The organism is Solemya pervernicosa gill symbiont (assembly GCF_002020875.1).
Lineage (GTDB): Bacteria > Pseudomonadota > Gammaproteobacteria.
On record NZ_MPRL01000010.1, the window covers coordinates 24673 to 40696 of the forward strand.

At 54.9% G+C, this 16024-nt stretch carries 18 protein-coding genes; 12 read left to right on the top strand and 6 right to left on the bottom strand.

The window, feature by feature from the left end; translation table 11 throughout:
- Positions 1–20 precede the first annotated feature (20 nt).
- Together BOW52_RS03890 and BOW52_RS03895 are read left to right on the top strand one after the other, a co-directional pair.
- The gene (locus tag BOW52_RS03890) at positions 21–758 is read left to right on the top strand and encodes an efflux RND transporter periplasmic adaptor subunit (RefSeq protein ID WP_172840134.1); all 738 of its coding nucleotides are present in this window, start codon (positions 21–23) and stop codon (positions 756–758) included.
- Positions 755–1024 (top strand): acylphosphatase, encoded by a 270-nt coding sequence (locus BOW52_RS03895; RefSeq protein WP_078482779.1) that lies wholly within the window; start codon positions 755–757, stop codon positions 1022–1024. Before BOW52_RS03890 ends, BOW52_RS03895 begins: the two co-directional genes overlap by 4 nt.
- Before the next feature lie 3 nt (positions 1025–1027).
- On the opposite strand, the gene BOW52_RS03900 is transcribed toward BOW52_RS03895, so the two are convergent.
- The 4 genes from BOW52_RS03900 to BOW52_RS03915 all read right to left on the bottom strand — a co-directional run bounded on the left by BOW52_RS03900 (position 1028) and on the right by BOW52_RS03915 (position 3942).
- Entirely contained in the window at positions 1028–2752 is a 1725-nt protein-coding gene (locus BOW52_RS03900) for a proline--tRNA ligase (protein WP_078482780.1), read from the bottom strand.
- Between the two features lie 116 nt (positions 2753–2868).
- On the bottom strand, positions 2869–3147 hold the full coding sequence (locus BOW52_RS03905) for a DUF4124 domain-containing protein (RefSeq protein WP_078482781.1): 279 nt from the start codon (positions 3145–3147) through the stop codon (positions 2869–2871).
- A 2-nt stretch (positions 3148–3149) separates the two neighbouring features.
- The gene (locus tag BOW52_RS03910; protein WP_078482782.1) at positions 3150–3494 is read right to left on the bottom strand and encodes a phenylpyruvate tautomerase MIF-related protein; all 345 of its coding nucleotides are present in this window, start codon (positions 3492–3494) and stop codon (positions 3150–3152) included.
- A 13-nt stretch (positions 3495–3507) separates the two neighbouring features.
- Positions 3508–3942, bottom strand: coding sequence for a DUF4124 domain-containing protein (locus BOW52_RS03915; protein WP_172840136.1), 435 nt, complete (start codon positions 3940–3942; stop codon positions 3508–3510).
- 255 nt (positions 3943–4197) lie between these two features.
- Between BOW52_RS03915 and BOW52_RS03920 the strand changes: the two genes are divergently transcribed.
- From BOW52_RS03920 to BOW52_RS03965, 10 genes are all read left to right on the top strand, one after another.
- The gene (locus BOW52_RS03920) at positions 4198–5895 is read left to right on the top strand and encodes an acetolactate synthase 3 large subunit (RefSeq protein ID WP_078482784.1); all 1698 of its coding nucleotides are present in this window, start codon (positions 4198–4200) and stop codon (positions 5893–5895) included.
- Complete coding sequence (gene ilvN / locus BOW52_RS03925) at positions 5892–6386, top strand: acetolactate synthase small subunit (RefSeq protein ID WP_078482785.1); 495 nt, start codon at positions 5892–5894, stop codon at positions 6384–6386. The genes BOW52_RS03920 and ilvN overlap by 4 nt, the downstream gene beginning before the upstream one ends.
- A gap of 46 nt (positions 6387–6432) precedes the next feature.
- The gene (ilvC, locus tag BOW52_RS03930; protein ID WP_078482786.1) at positions 6433–7455 is read left to right on the top strand and encodes a ketol-acid reductoisomerase; all 1023 of its coding nucleotides are present in this window, start codon (positions 6433–6435) and stop codon (positions 7453–7455) included.
- Positions 7456–7804: 349 nt separating this feature from the next.
- The gene (locus tag BOW52_RS03935) at positions 7805–7990 is read left to right on the top strand and encodes a hypothetical protein (RefSeq protein WP_078482787.1); all 186 of its coding nucleotides are present in this window, start codon (positions 7805–7807) and stop codon (positions 7988–7990) included.
- A gap of 163 nt (positions 7991–8153) precedes the next feature.
- The gene (gene pssA, locus BOW52_RS03940; RefSeq protein WP_078482788.1) at positions 8154–8909 is read left to right on the top strand and encodes a CDP-diacylglycerol--serine O-phosphatidyltransferase; all 756 of its coding nucleotides are present in this window, start codon (positions 8154–8156) and stop codon (positions 8907–8909) included.
- A gap of 269 nt (positions 8910–9178) precedes the next feature.
- Positions 9179–10726 (top strand): 2-isopropylmalate synthase, encoded by a 1548-nt coding sequence (locus BOW52_RS03945; protein WP_078482789.1) that lies wholly within the window; start codon positions 9179–9181, stop codon positions 10724–10726.
- Positions 10727–10732: 6 nt separating this feature from the next.
- The gene (locus BOW52_RS03950; RefSeq protein WP_078482790.1) at positions 10733–11440 is read left to right on the top strand and encodes a uracil-DNA glycosylase; all 708 of its coding nucleotides are present in this window, start codon (positions 10733–10735) and stop codon (positions 11438–11440) included.
- Positions 11437–11901 carry a ribosomal protein S18-alanine N-acetyltransferase gene (gene rimI / locus BOW52_RS03955; RefSeq protein ID WP_078482791.1) on the top strand — a complete coding sequence of 155 codons (465 nt, stop codon included), beginning with the start codon at positions 11437–11439 and terminating at the stop codon, positions 11899–11901. The genes BOW52_RS03950 and rimI overlap by 4 nt, the downstream gene beginning before the upstream one ends.
- 69 nt (positions 11902–11970) lie before the next feature.
- Positions 11971–13554, top strand: a complete 1584-nt coding sequence (locus tag BOW52_RS03960; protein ID WP_078482792.1) for a peptide chain release factor 3 — start codon at positions 11971–11973, stop codon at positions 13552–13554.
- A gap of 77 nt (positions 13555–13631) precedes the next feature.
- Positions 13632–14237, top strand: a complete 606-nt coding sequence (locus BOW52_RS03965) for a peroxiredoxin (RefSeq protein WP_078482793.1) — start codon at positions 13632–13634, stop codon at positions 14235–14237.
- Between the two features lie 82 nt (positions 14238–14319).
- Here BOW52_RS03965 and BOW52_RS03970 read toward each other — a convergent pair whose 3' ends face one another.
- Positions 14320–15093, bottom strand: coding sequence for an ABC transporter permease (locus BOW52_RS03970; protein WP_078482794.1), 774 nt, complete (start codon positions 15091–15093; stop codon positions 14320–14322).
- Positions 15090–16016: an ABC transporter ATP-binding protein gene (locus BOW52_RS03975; RefSeq protein ID WP_078482795.1), complete on the bottom strand. Its 927-nt coding sequence runs from the start codon at positions 16014–16016 to the stop codon at positions 15090–15092. Before BOW52_RS03975 ends, BOW52_RS03970 begins: the two co-directional genes overlap by 4 nt.
- Between the last annotated feature and the right edge of the window lie 8 nt (positions 16017–16024).

Below are 16024 nucleotides of genomic sequence, written 5' to 3' on the forward strand. Positions count from 1 at the left end.
AATTAATGGCTGCGGTAACTATGAGAACACTTTTCCTGTCGCTACTGCTCTCGATGCCTGCTCAGGCCTGGAGTGCAGAACTGGCAGCCAAGCTCGACTGGTCAAAGCGAGTTGAACTCTCACCGCTCGTCTCGGGTGTGGTGAAAGCGGTGAATGTTGAGCCGGGGCAGCATGTTGATCAGGGCGCGCTTCTATTGCAGTTCGATGATCGTCTCTTTAAGGCACGCAATGCTGAGGCCGAGGCCGCGCTTGAACATGCCAGGTTGCTCTTTCAGGAGGCTGAGCGTGAACAGCAACGTGCCGATGAACTCTACGATCGGACCGTGCTCTCCAATCATGAGTATGAGCAGTCTAAGGTTAACTTCGCAGCAGCTTCCCTTGCGATGCGAAGCGCAGAGCTGCGACTGGTAGAGACAACGCTCGATCTGGAGCGGAGTGCCATCTCCGCCCCCTTTGATGCCTGGGTGGTGGAGCGGTTGGTTGAGCCGGGCGCTTCAATTGTTAGTGAGCTACAGACAGCACCACTGCTGGTGGTTACCTATGCAGGACGGATGCGGGCGGTGACTAAAATCGAATCGAGCCTGGCCAGAAAGATTGAGATCGGCAGCTCGGCAACGGTCGTAGTGGGTAAGCAGCGTTATCGTGCTCGTGTTGCATCGATTGGTGCTGTTGAAGGGGGGCACCAGCTAGATGTCGCCTTTTCACACAGCAACGACCATCTCTATCTAGGTCAAAAGGCGAAGATTATTCTGCCATGACCGTCTGCAAGCGCTGCCGGGTCACTGGACGAGTGCAGGGTGTCTGGTTTCGTGCCACCACCCAGCAGCGTGCTGCACAGCTGGGCCTGGTCGGTTATGCGCGTAATCTGGTCGATGGCACCGTTGAGGTGCTCGCCTGTGGGGAAGAGGGGCAGGTCGATCTATTGAGTGAGTGGCTCTGGCTTGGTTCACCCGGTTCCCAAGTGGATCAGGTGGTGTGTGAGCTGGCAGACGAGATACCCCCCACCACCTTTACCACTCAGTAGTACCTAGTCGGCGCACGCCTCTTTAAGAAACGCGACCAGATCACTCAGTGGAATATCTCTGGAGTCGCTATCGTTGCGACCCTTGTACTCGACCATGCCGCTGTCGAGTCCACGCTCACCCAGTACCACGCGATGTGGGATTCCGATCAGCTCAATGTCGGCGAACATCACGCCGGGGCGAACACCGCGATCATCCAGCACCACATCGAGCCCGGTCTCATTCATCTCGGCATAGAGCTTCTCGATCGCCTCGCGCAGGCGTTGTGATTTCTGCATATTCATCGGCAGCAGAGCGACCTGGAAGGGGGCGATCGGGGTGGGCCAGCTGATGCCGTTATCATCGTGATTCTGTTCAATCGCTGCCGCGACCACGCGTGAGACACCGATGCCGTAACAGCCCATGGTCATCACCTGTTCGCGTCCAGATTCATCGAGCACGGTGGCGTTAAGTGCCTTGCTGTACTTCTCGCCGAGCTGAAAGATGTGGCCGACTTCAATACCACGTTTGATGGTCAACGTACCCTTGCCGTCGGGGCTGGCATCTCCCTCGACAACGTTGCGTAGATCGGCAATCTGCGCCATCGGTAGATCACGCTCCCAGTTCACACCGCTAAGGTGTTTTCCGTCTTCGTTGGCACCACAAATAAAATCGGCCAGCTGTGCGGCATCGCGATCGACGATGGTCGGAATGCCGACATCAAGCGGTCCGATTGAGCCGGCGCTACAGCCGACTGCAGCACGAATCTCCTCATCGGATGCCATGGTCAGAGGGGCAAAGACCTGCGACAGATTCTCAGCCTTGATCTCGTTGAGTTCATGATCGCCACGCAATACCAGTGCTACCACGCCCTCAAGCTCACCCTCTTCAGTGGCACCGTGCACCAATAACGTCTTGAGGGTCTGGTCGGTTGCGACCTTGAGGAAGTTAGAAACCTCCTCGATCGTTTTCTGCTCGGGGGTCTCGACCACCGCCATCTCGGCAGAGGGCGCGGGGCGCTCACCCTGTGGCTGCAGTGCCTCGGCCTTCTCGATGTTGGCGGCGTAGTCGCTCTCGGTAGAGAAGGCGATGGCATCCTCGCCCGAGTCGGCCAACACGTGGAACTCGTGTGAGCCACTGCCACCGATGGCGCCGGTATCGGCCAGCACTGGCCGGAAGTTGAGTCCGAGACGGGTGAAGATGCGCGAGTAAGCGTCGTGCATTACCTGATAGGTCTCCTTGAGCGAGGCGTCATCGACATGGAAGGAGTAGGCATCCTTCATCAGGAACTCTCGTGCACGCATCACACCAAAGCGGGGGCGACGCTCGTCGCGGAATTTGGTCTGGATCTGGTAGTAGGTCATCGGCAGCTGTTTGTAACTGCGCAGCTCGTTACGCGCCAGGTCGGTAATGATCTCTTCGTGTGTCGGTCCGAAGCAGAAGTCGCGGTTGTGGCGATCACTCAGACGCAGCATCTCGGGGCCCATCGCATCCCAGCGTCCCGATTCCTGCCACAGCTCAGCGGGTTGCACCGCCGGCATCAGTAGTTCAACTCCACCGGCGCGGTTCATCTCCTCGCGCACAATGTTCTCCACCTTGCGCAGTACCTTAAGACCTAACGGCATCCAGGTATAGAGACCGGAGGCGAGTCTGCGAATCATGCCGGAGCGCAGCATCAGCTGGTGACTGATCACCTCGGCGTTGGCAGGGGTCTCTTTGAGCGTGGAGAGTGGGAATTGTGATAGACGCATGGGCGGCCTCGGTTCGTTATATGAATTTCAGCGCGCCATTCTATCTGTTGGCGTTAGGGGGGTACAGCGGCGAACTCATGGGTAGATACCCGCAGCGGCGCGGGAGAGGCCAGGAGCTACTCCTCGTCCTGCTTGAGTGCTGGCACGACGTTGGTGTCATGGGTAATCGGCATCGTTGTGTAGGCAGTACCGTCGCTGGGAGGCCGGTCGGTGTATTGCCAGCGTCCCGTGGCATCCTGCCATTTGTAGAGAGTGGTCTCTGCGGGGGCGACAATTGAGGCGCCGGGAATATCGCGAACCTGATCCTGCACCTGGTCGCGCAGCTCGGGTTTTAGATAGAGGCTGAGGGCGAAGCCACCCAGCAGGATAAGGATAAGAATCAGAAGGCTCTTCATGGTTAGAAGGTAGCACTGTTCCAGCCAAACATATGACGCTCGGGTGAAGCGAACTCGATATAGATCCGGTCGGTGGCGATCTCAAACTCACTGGCGATCAGTGCGCAGAGCCCCTCGGAAAATTCAGCGCTCCTCTCTTCGGGTAGTCCAAGGCTCTTCAGTTCGAGAAAGGCGACTGGGTCGTCACTGCCGTCGAAGAGCATAGAGGTGCCGTCTTGAAGTGCCATCATCACGTAGCGCTCTGGTTTTCCCAGCAGTTCGGCAATGTGTGCGGAGATACGTTTCATCGTATCGGCGCGGCTAGTGGGGATCAGTTCAACGTTGGTCTGGATCTTTAGGTAGGGCATTGCGGTACCTGTCTTAGTTGCAGTTCTCTTTTATCTGTTTGCGAGCCTCTTCCATGCGCTGCTGACGCTGCTCTTCGGGCATCATGTAGACGTTGCCATCATTGTCGCGCATGCGACGTCCCGGATTGTCGGCTAGCTTCTGTAGGTTTTCCTTGGCGCGCTTGCAGTTCTCCTGCCGAATTGCCTGATTCTCCGCGCTTATCGGTTTTGGTTCTGTCTGGCTCTTATCCTTTTTGAAGGCATCCCAGTACGACTCACGCTGCTTCTTCGCCTCGGCGTCATCGGGTGGTTTGATACCGCGTGGTTTCACCGTTTCGGCGGGCTGGCTCATAGGGGGCTGTTGGGTGAAGTGAGTGATGCCCTGATCGTCGACCCATTTGTAGATATCAGCACCGACAATTGGTGGCGCTAGTATTAGCAATGATGTTAGTAAAATGGTTATTCGCACCGGGTTTCTCCCGCAAGCCTTCTTGTTATTACCGATACTCTATTAGCAGAGGTTATCGGCTGTCTATATCGGCAATCGAACATGGCTCTGATGGGTATAGCGTAAAAACCCTCTGAATGCCCTGAAAATAGGGCAATCTCTTGACCTGTAGGGCGAATATCAGTAGCTTTCTAAGATTGTGTCCGAAAAAGCCTGTCTGGCCGGATTGGACCTCCGAATTATCCATCCAGACCACCTCAGCGGGAGATCATTGCAGTGGAAATGACTGGTGCCGAGATCATCGTGCGCTTTTTGAAGGATGAAGGGGTTGAACACCTCTTCGGCTACCCTGGCGGGGCGGTCCTTCATATATATGATGAGATCTACAAGCAGAGTGACGTTCAGCACATCCTGACACGTCATGAACAGGCGGCAACACACGCTGCCGATGGTTATGCACGTTCGACCGGTAAGCCGGGCGTGGTGCTGGTAACTTCGGGGCCGGGTGCGACCAATGCCGTGACCGGTATTGCTACCGCCTATCTCGACTCGATTCCGATGGTGGTGATCACCGGTCAGGTGCCGACTAGCCTGATCGGTAATGACGCCTTCCAGGAGGTCGACGCCGTTGGTATCACTCGTCCCTGCGTGAAGCACAACTTCCTGGTCAAGGATGTTAAAGATCTGGCGACCACGCTGAAGAAGGCGTTCTACATTGCTACCACCGGTCGTCCCGGTCCGGTCGTGGTCGACATCCCCAAGGATGTCACCGCCGAGAAGACCAAGTACACCTATCCGAAACGCGTCTCGATGCGCTCCTACAATCCGGTGGTAAAGGGTCACAAGGGACAGATCAAACGCGCCACTGAGATGATGCTGAAGGCAAAGCGTCCGATGCTCTATACCGGTGGTGGTGTCATTCTCGATGACGCTGCCAAACCGCTGACCGATCTTGCCAAGCTGCTCAATGCGCCCGTTACCAACACCTCGATGGGACTGGGTGGCTACCCTGCGACCGATCGACAGTTTGTCGGCATGCTCGGTATGCACGGTACTGTTGAGGCCAATATGGCGGTTTCGCACTGTGATCTGCTGATCGCCATCGGTGCCCGTTTTGATGATCGCGTGACAGGCAATATCGCCAAGTTCGCACCGCGTGCCAAGATCGTACACGTTGATATCGACCCCGCTTCGATCTCCAAGAACGTTAAGGTCGATGTGCCGATTGTCGGTGGTGTGCGTAACGTAGTGCGCGACATGATCAAGCTGCTCAAAGAGAGCGATACCGAACAGGATAAAGACGCGCTTACCAAATGGTGGGAGCAGATCGAACAGTGGCGCGCTAAAGATTGCCTCAGCTACAAGCAGACCAAGACCGGCAAGATCAAACCGCAGTTTGTGGTCGACAAGCTCTATGAAGTGACCAAGGGCGATGCCTATGTCACCTCTGATGTTGGTCAGCACCAGATGTGGGCGGCACAGTTCTACAAATTTGATAAGCCGCGCCGCTGGATCAACTCCGGTGGTCTCGGCACGATGGGCTTCGGTCTGCCGGCAGCGATGGGTGTTCAGGCCGCACATCCGAAGGCGAAGGTCGCCTGTATCACCGGCGATGGCAGTATCCAGATGAATATCCAGGATCTTGCCACCTGTTTACAGTACAACCTGCCGGTGAAGATCCTCTGTCTCAATAACGGTTACCTCGGCATGGTGCGCCAGTGGCAGGAGTTCTTCTATGACGAGCGCTACTCCGAGGTGACGATGGAGGTGCAGCCCGATTTTGTTAAGTTGGCTGAGGCCTACGGTCACGTTGGCATGCAGATCGAGAAGCCGGGCGATGTTGAGGAGTCGATCAGAGAGGCCTTCAAGTTGAAGGATCGTTTGGTATTTATGAATTTTGTCACCGACCCGAGCGAGAATGTCTTCCCCATGGTGCCTGCGGGTGCTGGTCTGGAGGAGATGATCCTGATATGAGACACATAATTTCTATTTTGATGGAAAACGAGGCGGGTGCTCTGTCGCGTGTGGCGGGGCTCTTCTCGGCGCGTGGTTATAACATCGAATCGCTGACGGTCGCGGTGACCGAGGATCCTTCACTGTCGCGCATGACCCTGGTTACTCGCGGCTCTGAGGAGATCATCGAACAGATCACCAAACAGCTCAACAAGCTGATCGATGTGGTTAAACTGCTTGATCTGACCGAGGGCAGTCATATTGAGCGCGAGATGATGATGGTCAAGGTGAAGGCCTCAACCATGGGGCAGCGTGATGAGGTGAAACGCCTCTCCGATATCTTCCGCGGCAACATCATTGATGTCACCGACAAGAGCTTTACCATTGAGCTGACCGGCCATGCCGACAAGCTTGAGGCGTTTCTGGGTGCGCTGAAAAAAGATGACATCCTCGAGACGGTCCGTTCCGGTGTGACCGGTATCGGGCGCGGTGACAAGGCACTCCAGATTTAGAACAACTTATTCTTAATTAACTTTGAACGTTTGAAGGACAACAACCATGGCACTTAACAGATACTACGACAAAGACTGCGACCTCTCGATCATCCAGGGGATGAAGGTCACCATCCTTGGCTACGGCTCACAGGGCCACGCACACGCCAACAACCTGAAGGATTCCGGCGTTGAGGTCACCATCGGTCTGCGTGCCGGTTCAACCTCTGCGAAGAAGGCAGAAGGCGCAGGTCTGACCGTCAAGGAGACCTCTGAGGCGGTTAAGGGTGCCGATCTGGTTATGGTCCTGACCCCCGATGAGTTCCAGTCGCAGCTCTACAAGAGCGACATCGAGCCCAACATCAAGCAGGGTGCAGTACTCGCCTTTGCTCACGGTTTTGCCATCCACTACAACCAGGTCACACCACGTGCTGATCTTGATGTCATCATGGTTGCTCCGAAGGCGCCAGGTCACACCGTACGCTCTGAGTTTGTAAAGGGCGGCGGTATTCCCGATCTGATCGCAGTCCATCAGGACGCTTCAGGTAAGGCTAAGAATATTGCGCTCTCCTATGCCAGTGGTGTGGGTGGCGGACGTACCGGTATTCTCGAGACCTCATTCAAGGATGAGACCGAGACCGATCTGTTTGGTGAGCAGGCGGTTCTATGTGGTGGTGCCGTTGAACTGGTCAAGGCCGGTTTTGAGACCCTGGTTGAGGGCGGTTACGAGCCTGAGATGGCCTACTTCGAGTGTCTGCACGAGCTGAAGCTGATCGTTGACCTGATGTACGAAGGTGGCATCGCCAACATGAACTACTCAATCTCCAATAACGCTGAATACGGCGAGTATGTCACCGGCAACAAGGTGATCAACGAAGAGTCGCGCTGGGCAATGAAAGAGGCTCTGGAGAACATCCAGAATGGTGAGTACGCCAAGAAGTTTATCCTTGAGGGACTGACCAACTACCCAGAGATGACCGCATGGCGTCGTAACAATGCGGCACACCCGATCGAAACGGTCGGTGCTGAACTGCGTGCCAAAATGCCCTGGATAACCGCCAATCAGCTGGTCGATAAAGACAAGAACTAAGCGGTAATACCTGGTCGTATTACGGCCGAGTTGATCAAAAGGCCAGTCATCGAAAGATGACTGGCCTTTTTAATGGAAGCAGTAATAGGTCTCACTCTATAAATAGATGAGCATACGCCGTGGTCGATATTAACAGTGATGGTTGAGGAGCTACCATTTGTTGCCGCTTTTCTACCGGTTATCAGAAGCCTGAAAAAATAGAAAAACGAAGCTGCATAAACGTCATGTGCCCTGGCTGATGGCAGCGACGCTTTACGGTCGAGCCTGAGAGCGGTGCCAGTACGTTTGTCGATGTGCTTAATACCGGTACAAATAAACTGCTCACACTGGTTGTGGTGGTGATCTCGATATGGTGCTGCAGTTCCGCAGCCGACAGGTCGGTATCGACTCCGGCGCCAACTCTGTCTCGTTGACCGGTTATGCCATCGATGGCGATGAGGTGGTGGAACAGGATGCAATTGAGACCTTGATTGCATGGCCTAGGGGCAATAGATCGAATAAGAACGTTGACTCATATAATCGTAGAAGAAGATAGTGTGAAGCGGGAATCGGTATCTCCGGTTTCCGTCTATTTACACATTCCAATCTGCTGTTGCGGTAGTTTGTAGTAGTGAGTTGATTTCGAGTTAGTGATCTAGGTACCAATTGCTCTAGAATAGGCCCACTATGACAACAAAACGTTACAGGCCTTGGGATCTATGACAGAGAAGCGCCGCCGCGGAATCTATCTGCTGCCCAATCTATTTACCACCGCCGGTCTGTTTGCCGGTTTCTATGCCATCCTGGTTGCAATGGATGGCCGCTTTGAGGCCGCAGCAGTCGCGATCTTTATCGCCATGATCATGGATGGTCTCGATGGGCGTGTCGCACGCATGACCAATACCCAAAGTGATTTCGGCATGGAGTACGACAGCCTGGCCGATATGGTCTCCTTCGGTCTCGCACCCTCGCTGGTGGTCTATCAGTGGGCGCTTGCTGATCTGGTTCAGAATGGCTGGGGCTGGGGGAAGGTCGCCTGGGCGGCTGCCTTTATCTATACGGCGGGTGGTGCGCTGCGACTGGCTCGTTTTAATACCCAGGCGGAGTCGACAGATAAACGTTACTTTCAGGGTTTGCCGAGTCCTGCTGCCGCTGCACTGATGGCGGGTATGGTCTGGGTCGGTACGGAATTGGGTATCGATGGTGCCGAGTGGTGGCTGCCTGCGCTGCTGCTCACCGTATCGGCGGGTCTGCTGATGGTGAGCAATGTTCGCTACCACAGCTTCAAGGATCTCGATCTGCGCAACCGTGTGCCTTTTGTTGCGATGCTGGTGTTGGTGCTGGCCTTTGTATTGACCTCGATCGATCCACCCAAGGTTCTGTTTGGGGTGTTCCTGCTCTATGCCGTTTCCGGTCCTGTGTTGACCCTGGTGAACCTGCGCAAGATGCGTGCGGCACGCAGAGGTAATGGTTAGGGGTTGGCAAAGCCGTTTTAGATCTCTATATTGGAAACCATGCAACAGACCGTACACAACAACGTATCTGCAATCTGCCGTCCCGGCAGTGGTGTTGTGTCTGTCTATCTCCTGCTATCCCTGTCGCTGCTACTGCCCTAGGGCAGACACTAACTCTTCGATCAGGCCGTTTCGGCCACCCAGACAAATTATTTTCGGCAAACTGAGCCGGAAAATTTCTATATTTTTCTTGCGTCCAGTAAACTGGCGCGAACTTTTGGAGCGGGAAGATGAGCGACAAATTAATCATATTTGATACTACCTTACGCGATGGCGAGCAGAGCCCTGGCGCCTCAATGACCAAAGATGAAAAGGTGCGTATTGCCAAGGCGCTGGAGCGCATGAAGGTCGATGTGATCGAGGCGGGTTTCCCGATCGCAAGCCCCGGTGATTTCGATGCGGTTCAGGCAGTCGCACGAAGCGTCAAGGATAGTACGATCTGTGGCCTGGCGCGTGCGCTTGATCGCGATATCGATCGTGCTGGTGAGGCGTTAAAAGAGGCCAACTCAAGCCGTATCCACACCTTTATTGCCACTTCACCGATCCATATGCAGATGAAATTGCGTATGTCACCCGATGAGGTGGTGGCGCAGGCGGTAAGCGCGGTAAAACGTGCACGTCAGTTTACTGACGATGTTGAGTTCTCTGCCGAAGATGCGGGGCGTTCCGAGATCGATTTCCTCTGCCGTATTTTTGAAGCGGTGATTGAGGCGGGTGCAACCACTCTTAATGTGCCCGATACGGTCGGTTACAACCTTCCTGAGCAGTTCGGCACCACCATCCACCAGCTGCGCGAAAAGATGCCCAACGCGGATAAGGCGATCTTCTCCGTTCACTGCCACAATGACCTTGGGCTTGCGGTGGCCAACTCGCTCTCAGCTGTAGTCAACGGTGCACGTCAGGTGGAGTGCACCATCAACGGTCTCGGAGAGCGTGCCGGTAACGCCTCGCTCGAAGAGGTGGTGATGGCGGTGAAGACCCGTAAGGATCTCTTCAGCTGCACAACTGATATCGATACCAGCCATATCGTGCCGACCTCTCGTCTCGTCTCGGGTATTACCGGTTTTGCGGTGCAGCCCAACAAGGCGATCGTTGGTGCTAACGCCTTCGCGCATGAATCGGGCATCCACCAGGATGGCGTACTCAAGCATCGCGAGACATACGAAATCATGCGAGCCGAGGATGTTGGTTGGAGTGCCAATCGTATGGTGCTCGGTAAACACTCGGGTCGAAACGCCTTCAAAACACGTCTCACCGAACTCGGAATCGATTTCGATTCAGACGAGGCACTCAATGAGGCGTTTTCACGTTTCAAGGAGTTGGCCGATAAAAAGCACGAGATCTATGACGAGGATCTTCAGGCCCTGGTGACCGAGGCGAATCTCGACAGTATCGTTAACGAGCGTTTTAAACTCGCCTCACTCAAGGTCTGCTCTGAAACGGGTGAGACGCCTGAGGCGTGCATTACCCTCTCTGTCGACGGTGAGGAGCACAAGCTCTGCGCGCAGGGTTCCGGTCCGGTCGATGCAACCTTCAAGGCGATTGAAAGCATTGCGCAGAGCGGTACCGAGCTGCAGCTCTACTCGGTCAACAACATCACCAGCGGCACTGACTCGCAGGGTGAGGTCACGGTCCGTCTGGAGAAGGGTGGGCGTATCGTTAATGGTCAGGGGGCCGATACCGATATCGTGATTGCCTCGGCCAAGGCCTATCTCAACGGTTTGAACAAGATCCTGCTGCCTGAGGATCGTGCTCACCCACAGGCGGCGGACGTTTAACCAACGATGGGAAGTCTCTCTCCACGCAGGGACCGCTATCTGGATGCAATGGGCATCCAGCGCTGGCGGTTGCGTGGCAGAGAGGTTGAACAGCCCGATAGCATTGTAGAAGATCCGGCCGCTACTGATTCGGCTCTGCCCACTGAAGTAGCAACTGACTGGCAAGGGCTGCAGCAGCAGGTTGCAGGCTGCAGGGCCTGCGGCGAGCTGGTTTCCAACCGAACTCAAACTGTTTTTGGTGTAGGCAATGCCGATGCCGACTGGATGGTGATCGGTGAGGCACCGGGTGCCGATGAGGATCGTCAGGGGGAGCCCTTTGTCGGTGTTGCCGGGCAGCTTCTAAATGCGATGCTGGCGGCGATCAATCTACCGCGTGAATCGATCTATATTGCCAATACTCTCAAGTGTCGTCCACCGGGTAACCGTAATCCCACCACCGAAGAGGCGCAGCAGTGTCGTCCCTATCTCGATCGTCAGATTGAACTCGTGGCACCCAGACTGATCCTCGCCGTTGGTCGAATCGCCGTACACAATCTGCTTGGAACAGAGGAGTCTATCTCCAAGCTGCGTGGTCGTGTGCATCGATTGGGTGATCAACAAATTCCCGTTATCGTTACCTACCACCCTGCCTATCTGCTACGAAATCCGATCGACAAGCGCAAGGCGTGGGAGGATCTCAAACTCGCGGTGCGTGTTATGCAGGGTGGAGAGTGAGTGCCGTAGTCGATAATCCTGCAATGGGTATGCGCCTAATGCAGCTCGACGATATCGAGGCGGTCTTTGCTATCGAGATACGTGCCCACTCACACCCCTGGACCGAGGGCATACTGCGAGACTGTCTGCGCGTTGGCTACGGCTGCTGGGTCTATGAAGAGGCAGGGGAGATTCTCGGCTTTGCGATCTTCTCCTTTGCAGCCGGTGAAGCGCATCTACTCAATCTCTGTGTGAAACCAGAGCATCAGGGTGAGGGCTTGGGGCGCAAAATCATCAACCATATGCTAACCGTGGTGCGCCGTTTAGATGTCGATACCATTCTGCTTGAGGTGCGCGAGTCGAACGCCGCCGCTATCCACCTATACGACTCACTCGGTTTTAACGAGATCGGCCAGCGTCGCAACTACTATCCTGCTGGGGATGGGAAAGAGGATGCGCTGGTATTGGTCAAGGTTTTATAGCGTCTTCGCCGAACCTCAGCCGTCAGAGACGTGATAAAATGCCACGTTTTTAGCGGAAGATAAGCTGCCATGCCCCCCGAGATTGCTGAACAGGCGAAGAAACGTCGCACCTTCGCCATCATCTCCCACCCCGATGCCGGTAAAACCACGCTCACCGAGAAGCTGCTGCTCTTTGGTGGTGCAATTCAGCTTGCTGGAACCGTTAAGGGGCGCAAGGCGGCACGTCACGCCACCTCCGACTGGATGAAGCTGGAGCAGGAGCGTGGCATCTCGGTCAGTTCATCGGTGATGCAGTTCCCCTATCGCGAACACACCATCAACCTGCTCGATACCCCCGGTCATGAGGACTTCTCCGAGGATACCTACCGTACCCTCACGGCGGTCGATTCGGCGTTGATGGTGATCGATGTCGCCAAGGGTGTTGAGGATCGCACTATCAAGCTGATGGAGGTCTGTCGCCTGCGTACCACGCCTATCATCACCTTTATCAACAAACTCGACCGCGAGGGCAAGGAGCCTATTGAACTGATGGATGAGGTGGAGGATGTGCTCAAGATCCAGTGCGCGCCGCTTACCTGGCCGATTGGCATGGGCAAGAATTTCAAAGGTGTTTACGATCTCTATAACGATCGTATCACCATCATGAGTGCCACCCATGGAGGTAAGAAGCTCGATGGTGAGGTGATTGAGGGACTGGATAATCCGCGCCTCGATGAACTCTTCGGTACCTTGATCGAGGAGTTCCGAGAAGAGGTAGAGCTGGTACGTGGCGCGAGCCACGAGTTCGATCTCGAGGCCTATCTCCGTGGTGACCTGACTCCGGTGTTGTTCGGCTCGGCGATCAATAACTTCGGTGTGCAGGAGATCCTCGACGCACTGGTCGATAATGCACCTGCGCCACTGGCGCGTCCGACAGCTGATCGTGAAGTAGCGCCCGATGAGGAGAAGTTCAGCGGCTTTGTCTTCAAGATCCAGGCGAATATGGATCCGCAGCATCGCGACCGTGTCGCCTTCATGCGTGTCTGCTCCGGTCACTTTATCCCCGGTATGAAGATGAAACAGGTGCGTCTGGGGCGTGATGTGAAAATCCCCAACGCCATCACCTTCCTGGCTCAGGAACGTGGTCACGTCGAAGAGGCGTGGCCTGGAGACATCATTGGCCTGCACAACCACGGTACCATTCAGATTGGCGATACCTTTACCCTGGGCGAGGATCTCAAGTTCACTGGTATCCCTCACTTTGCACCGGAGCTATTCCGTCGTGCGGTGCTCAAGGATCCACTGAAAAACAAACAGCTGATCAAAGGGCTGCAGCAGCTCTCAGAGGAGGGGGCGACTCAGCTCTTCCGCCCGATGCGCAATAACGACCTGATCCTCGGTGCCGTGGGTGTGCTGCAGTTCGATGTGGTGGCGCAGCGGCTCAAGGATGAGTACAAGGTCGAGGCGATTTTTGAAAATATTCAGGTCGCCACCGCACGCTGGGTTGAGTGCGATGACGAGAAGATGCTCGATGAGTTTAAGAAGAAGGCGCAGGACAACCTTGCCATCGACGGTGCGGGTGACCTGACCTATATCGCCCCGACCCGCGTCAATCTGCAGCTCACCGAGGAGCGCTGGCCCGATATCCGCTTCCGTTCGACACGCGAGCATTGACCCGAAAAACGATAAGGCATACTATTGCGCTCTGTTTCTAGACAGAGTCTAAAATTAACCAATTTGGAGGAATTACCATGGGTGTACTGGTAGGCCGCGAGGCTCCCGATTTTACTGCGAATGCTGTACTGGGTAATGGCGAGATCGTTCCCAACTTCAACCTGAAAGAGTCCATCAAGGGCAAGTACGCGGTTGTCTTCTTCTACCCGCTCGACTTCACCTTCGTATGTCCTTCAGAGCTGATCGCTTTCGATCACCGCCTCGAGGAGTTCAAGTCTCGCAACGTTGAAGTAATCGGTGTCTCAATCGATTCACACTTCACCCACAACGCATGGCGCAACACCGCCATCAATGATGGTGGTATCGGTGCGGTTAAGTACCCTCTGGTTGCTGATATCAACCACAGCATCTGCCAGGACTATGACGTTGAGCATCCTGCTGCTGGCGTTGCATTCCGCGCTTCATTCCTGATTGACACCGCTGGTAATGTTCGCCACCAGGTTGTTAACGATCTTCCTCTGGGCCGTAACATCGATGAGATGCTGCGCATGATCGATGCGCTGCAGTTCACCGAAGAGCACGGTGAGGTTTGTCCAGCGGGTTGGAACAAGGGCGACGCCGGTATGAAGGCGACCCCTGATGGCGTTGCTGAGTACCTGGCTGATAACGCCGACAAGCTCTAAGTCTTAACGAGCCTGTAAAAAGGCCGATCCCGGAAACGGGGTCGGCCTTTTTTATTGCGCTGCTGTCAGTTAAATGAGCTGACTAGTTTCGAATGCCGACACCTCGTTTGAGCAGATAGAGCGAGAAGCTGAACAGTGCCACGATAAAGGCGATGATGATGGCAAATGCGGTGACGATGTCGATGTCGCTGATGCCGAGCATGCCGTAGCGGGTGGCATTGATCATGTAGAGGATTGGGTTGAAGAGAGAAAGGTCGCGCCAGATCGGCGGCAGCATCTCGATCGAATAGAAGATACCACCGAGATAGGTGAGTGGCGTTAGTACGAAGGTGGGGATGATAGAGATGTCATCGAAGCTCTTGGCGTAGACGGCGTTGATAAAGCCACCCAGTGAGAAGAGTACGGCCGTTAATACGGCCACTATCAGCGTCACTGCAATATTGTGCATCGGGAAATCGGTGAAGAGTGAGGCGATGATAGCAACGACCAGACCGACCGTCAGACCGCGGGCCACACCGCCGCTGATATAACCGAGCAAAATGACCCAGGCCGGGATCGGTGCGATCAGTACCTCCTCAATGAAACGTTGAAACTTCGATCCATAAAAAGAGGAGACGACGTTGGCGTAGGAGTTACTGATGATGCTCATCAGAATGATGCCAGGTGCGATGTATTCCATATAGGTGGAACCATCGATAGGGCTAATCTGACTGCCGATCAGCGTGCCAAAGATCACAAAGTAGAGCGAGGTGGTGATGATTGGTGGCAGGATGGTCTGTGGCCAGATGCGGAAGAAGCGGCGCATCTCCTTGCGCACCAGTGTCATGAAGGCGACGGTGTAGCTGCGACTGTTCATGGACGATCCTCCCCGGTCTCTACCATGTCGAGAAAGAGCTCCTCAAGGCGGTTGGCCTTGTTACGCATGCTGAGTACTTCGATGCCGTTTTCACCCAGTTCGGCAAAGAGCGGGTTGAGTCCCTGTTCTCGCTGTATCTCGACCTCCATGGTGTGCGGATCAGTCAGTTCGAGTGGATAGCCACAGAGCTGGGGTGGCTGCTCAAGTGGTTCTCTGATATCGAGTACCAGTGTCTCGCGATCGAGTTTGTTGAGCAGCGCCTTCATGCTGCTGTGCTCGACGATGTCGCCCTTATCGATAATGGCGATGTTGCGGCAGAGGCTCTCCGCCTCCTCCAGGTAGTGAGTGGTGAGAATAATGGTGGTGCCACTCTCATTAACCTCACGCAGAAAACTCCACATCGAACGGCGTAGTTCGATATCGACGCCAGCGGTTGGCTCATCGAGAATGAGTAGTTTTGGTTTGTGCACCAGTGCACGAGCAATCATCAGACGACGTTTCATCCCGCCGGAGAGCTGGCGAGGTATATCGCGGCGCTTCTCCCAGAGACCTAGTTTCTTTAATGCGTAGTCGCAACGCTCTCGTGCCTCTGCGGTGGTCAGCCCGTAATAGCCGGCCTGATTGAGTACCACCTCTTCGACTGGTTCAAACATGTTGAAATTGAACTCCTGCGGCACCAGGCCAAGCATGCGCTTCGCATCCATCTCATCCTGTTCGATATCCTTGCCAAACACCTTAACGTTGCCACCGCTCTTGTTGACCAGTGCGGTGATGATGCCAATGGTGGTCGATTTGCCGGCACCATTGGGACCGAGCAGGGCGAAGAAGTCACCTTGCTCGACTGTGAGGTCGATACCGTTGAGGGCGACAAATCCGTTTTTATAGGTCTTTTTGAGACCGCTTATCTCTAATGCCTTGGTCATGTCTGTTC

Bases quoted from the DNA above. Each gene is read 5' to 3' on its own strand.
- BOW52_RS03905 (WP_078482781.1), bottom strand. From the start codon at position 3,147: ATGAAGAGCCTTCTGATTCTTATCCTTATCCTGCTGGGTGGCTTCGCC.
- BOW52_RS03890 (WP_172840134.1), top strand. From the start codon at position 21: ATGAGAACACTTTTCCTGTCGCTACTGCTCTCGATGCCTGCTCAGGCC.
- BOW52_RS03950 (WP_078482790.1), top strand. From the start codon at position 10,733: ATGGGAAGTCTCTCTCCACGCAGGGACCGCTATCTGGATGCAATGGGC.
- BOW52_RS03965 (WP_078482793.1), top strand. From the start codon at position 13,632: ATGGGTGTACTGGTAGGCCGCGAGGCTCCCGATTTTACTGCGAATGCT.
- BOW52_RS03960 (WP_078482792.1), top strand. From the start codon at position 11,971: ATGCCCCCCGAGATTGCTGAACAGGCGAAGAAACGTCGCACCTTCGCC.
- ilvN (WP_078482785.1), top strand. From the start codon at position 5,892: ATGAGACACATAATTTCTATTTTGATGGAAAACGAGGCGGGTGCTCTG.
- BOW52_RS03945 (WP_078482789.1), top strand. From the start codon at position 9,179: ATGAGCGACAAATTAATCATATTTGATACTACCTTACGCGATGGCGAG.
- pssA (WP_078482788.1), top strand. From the start codon at position 8,154: ATGACAGAGAAGCGCCGCCGCGGAATCTATCTGCTGCCCAATCTATTT.
- BOW52_RS03970 (WP_078482794.1), bottom strand. From the start codon at position 15,093: ATGAACAGTCGCAGCTACACCGTCGCCTTCATGACACTGGTGCGCAAG.
- BOW52_RS03895 (WP_078482779.1), top strand. From the start codon at position 755: ATGACCGTCTGCAAGCGCTGCCGGGTCACTGGACGAGTGCAGGGTGTC.
- ilvC (WP_078482786.1), top strand. From the start codon at position 6,433: ATGGCACTTAACAGATACTACGACAAAGACTGCGACCTCTCGATCATC.
- BOW52_RS03900 (WP_078482780.1), bottom strand. From the start codon at position 2,752: ATGCGTCTATCACAATTCCCACTCTCCACGCTCAAAGAGACCCCTGCC.
- BOW52_RS03975 (WP_078482795.1), bottom strand. From the start codon at position 16,016: ATGACCAAGGCATTAGAGATAAGCGGTCTCAAAAAGACCTATAAAAAC.
- BOW52_RS03910 (WP_078482782.1), bottom strand. From the start codon at position 3,494: ATGCCCTACCTAAAGATCCAGACCAACGTTGAACTGATCCCCACTAGC.
- BOW52_RS03935 (WP_078482787.1), top strand. From the start codon at position 7,805: ATGGTGCTGCAGTTCCGCAGCCGACAGGTCGGTATCGACTCCGGCGCC.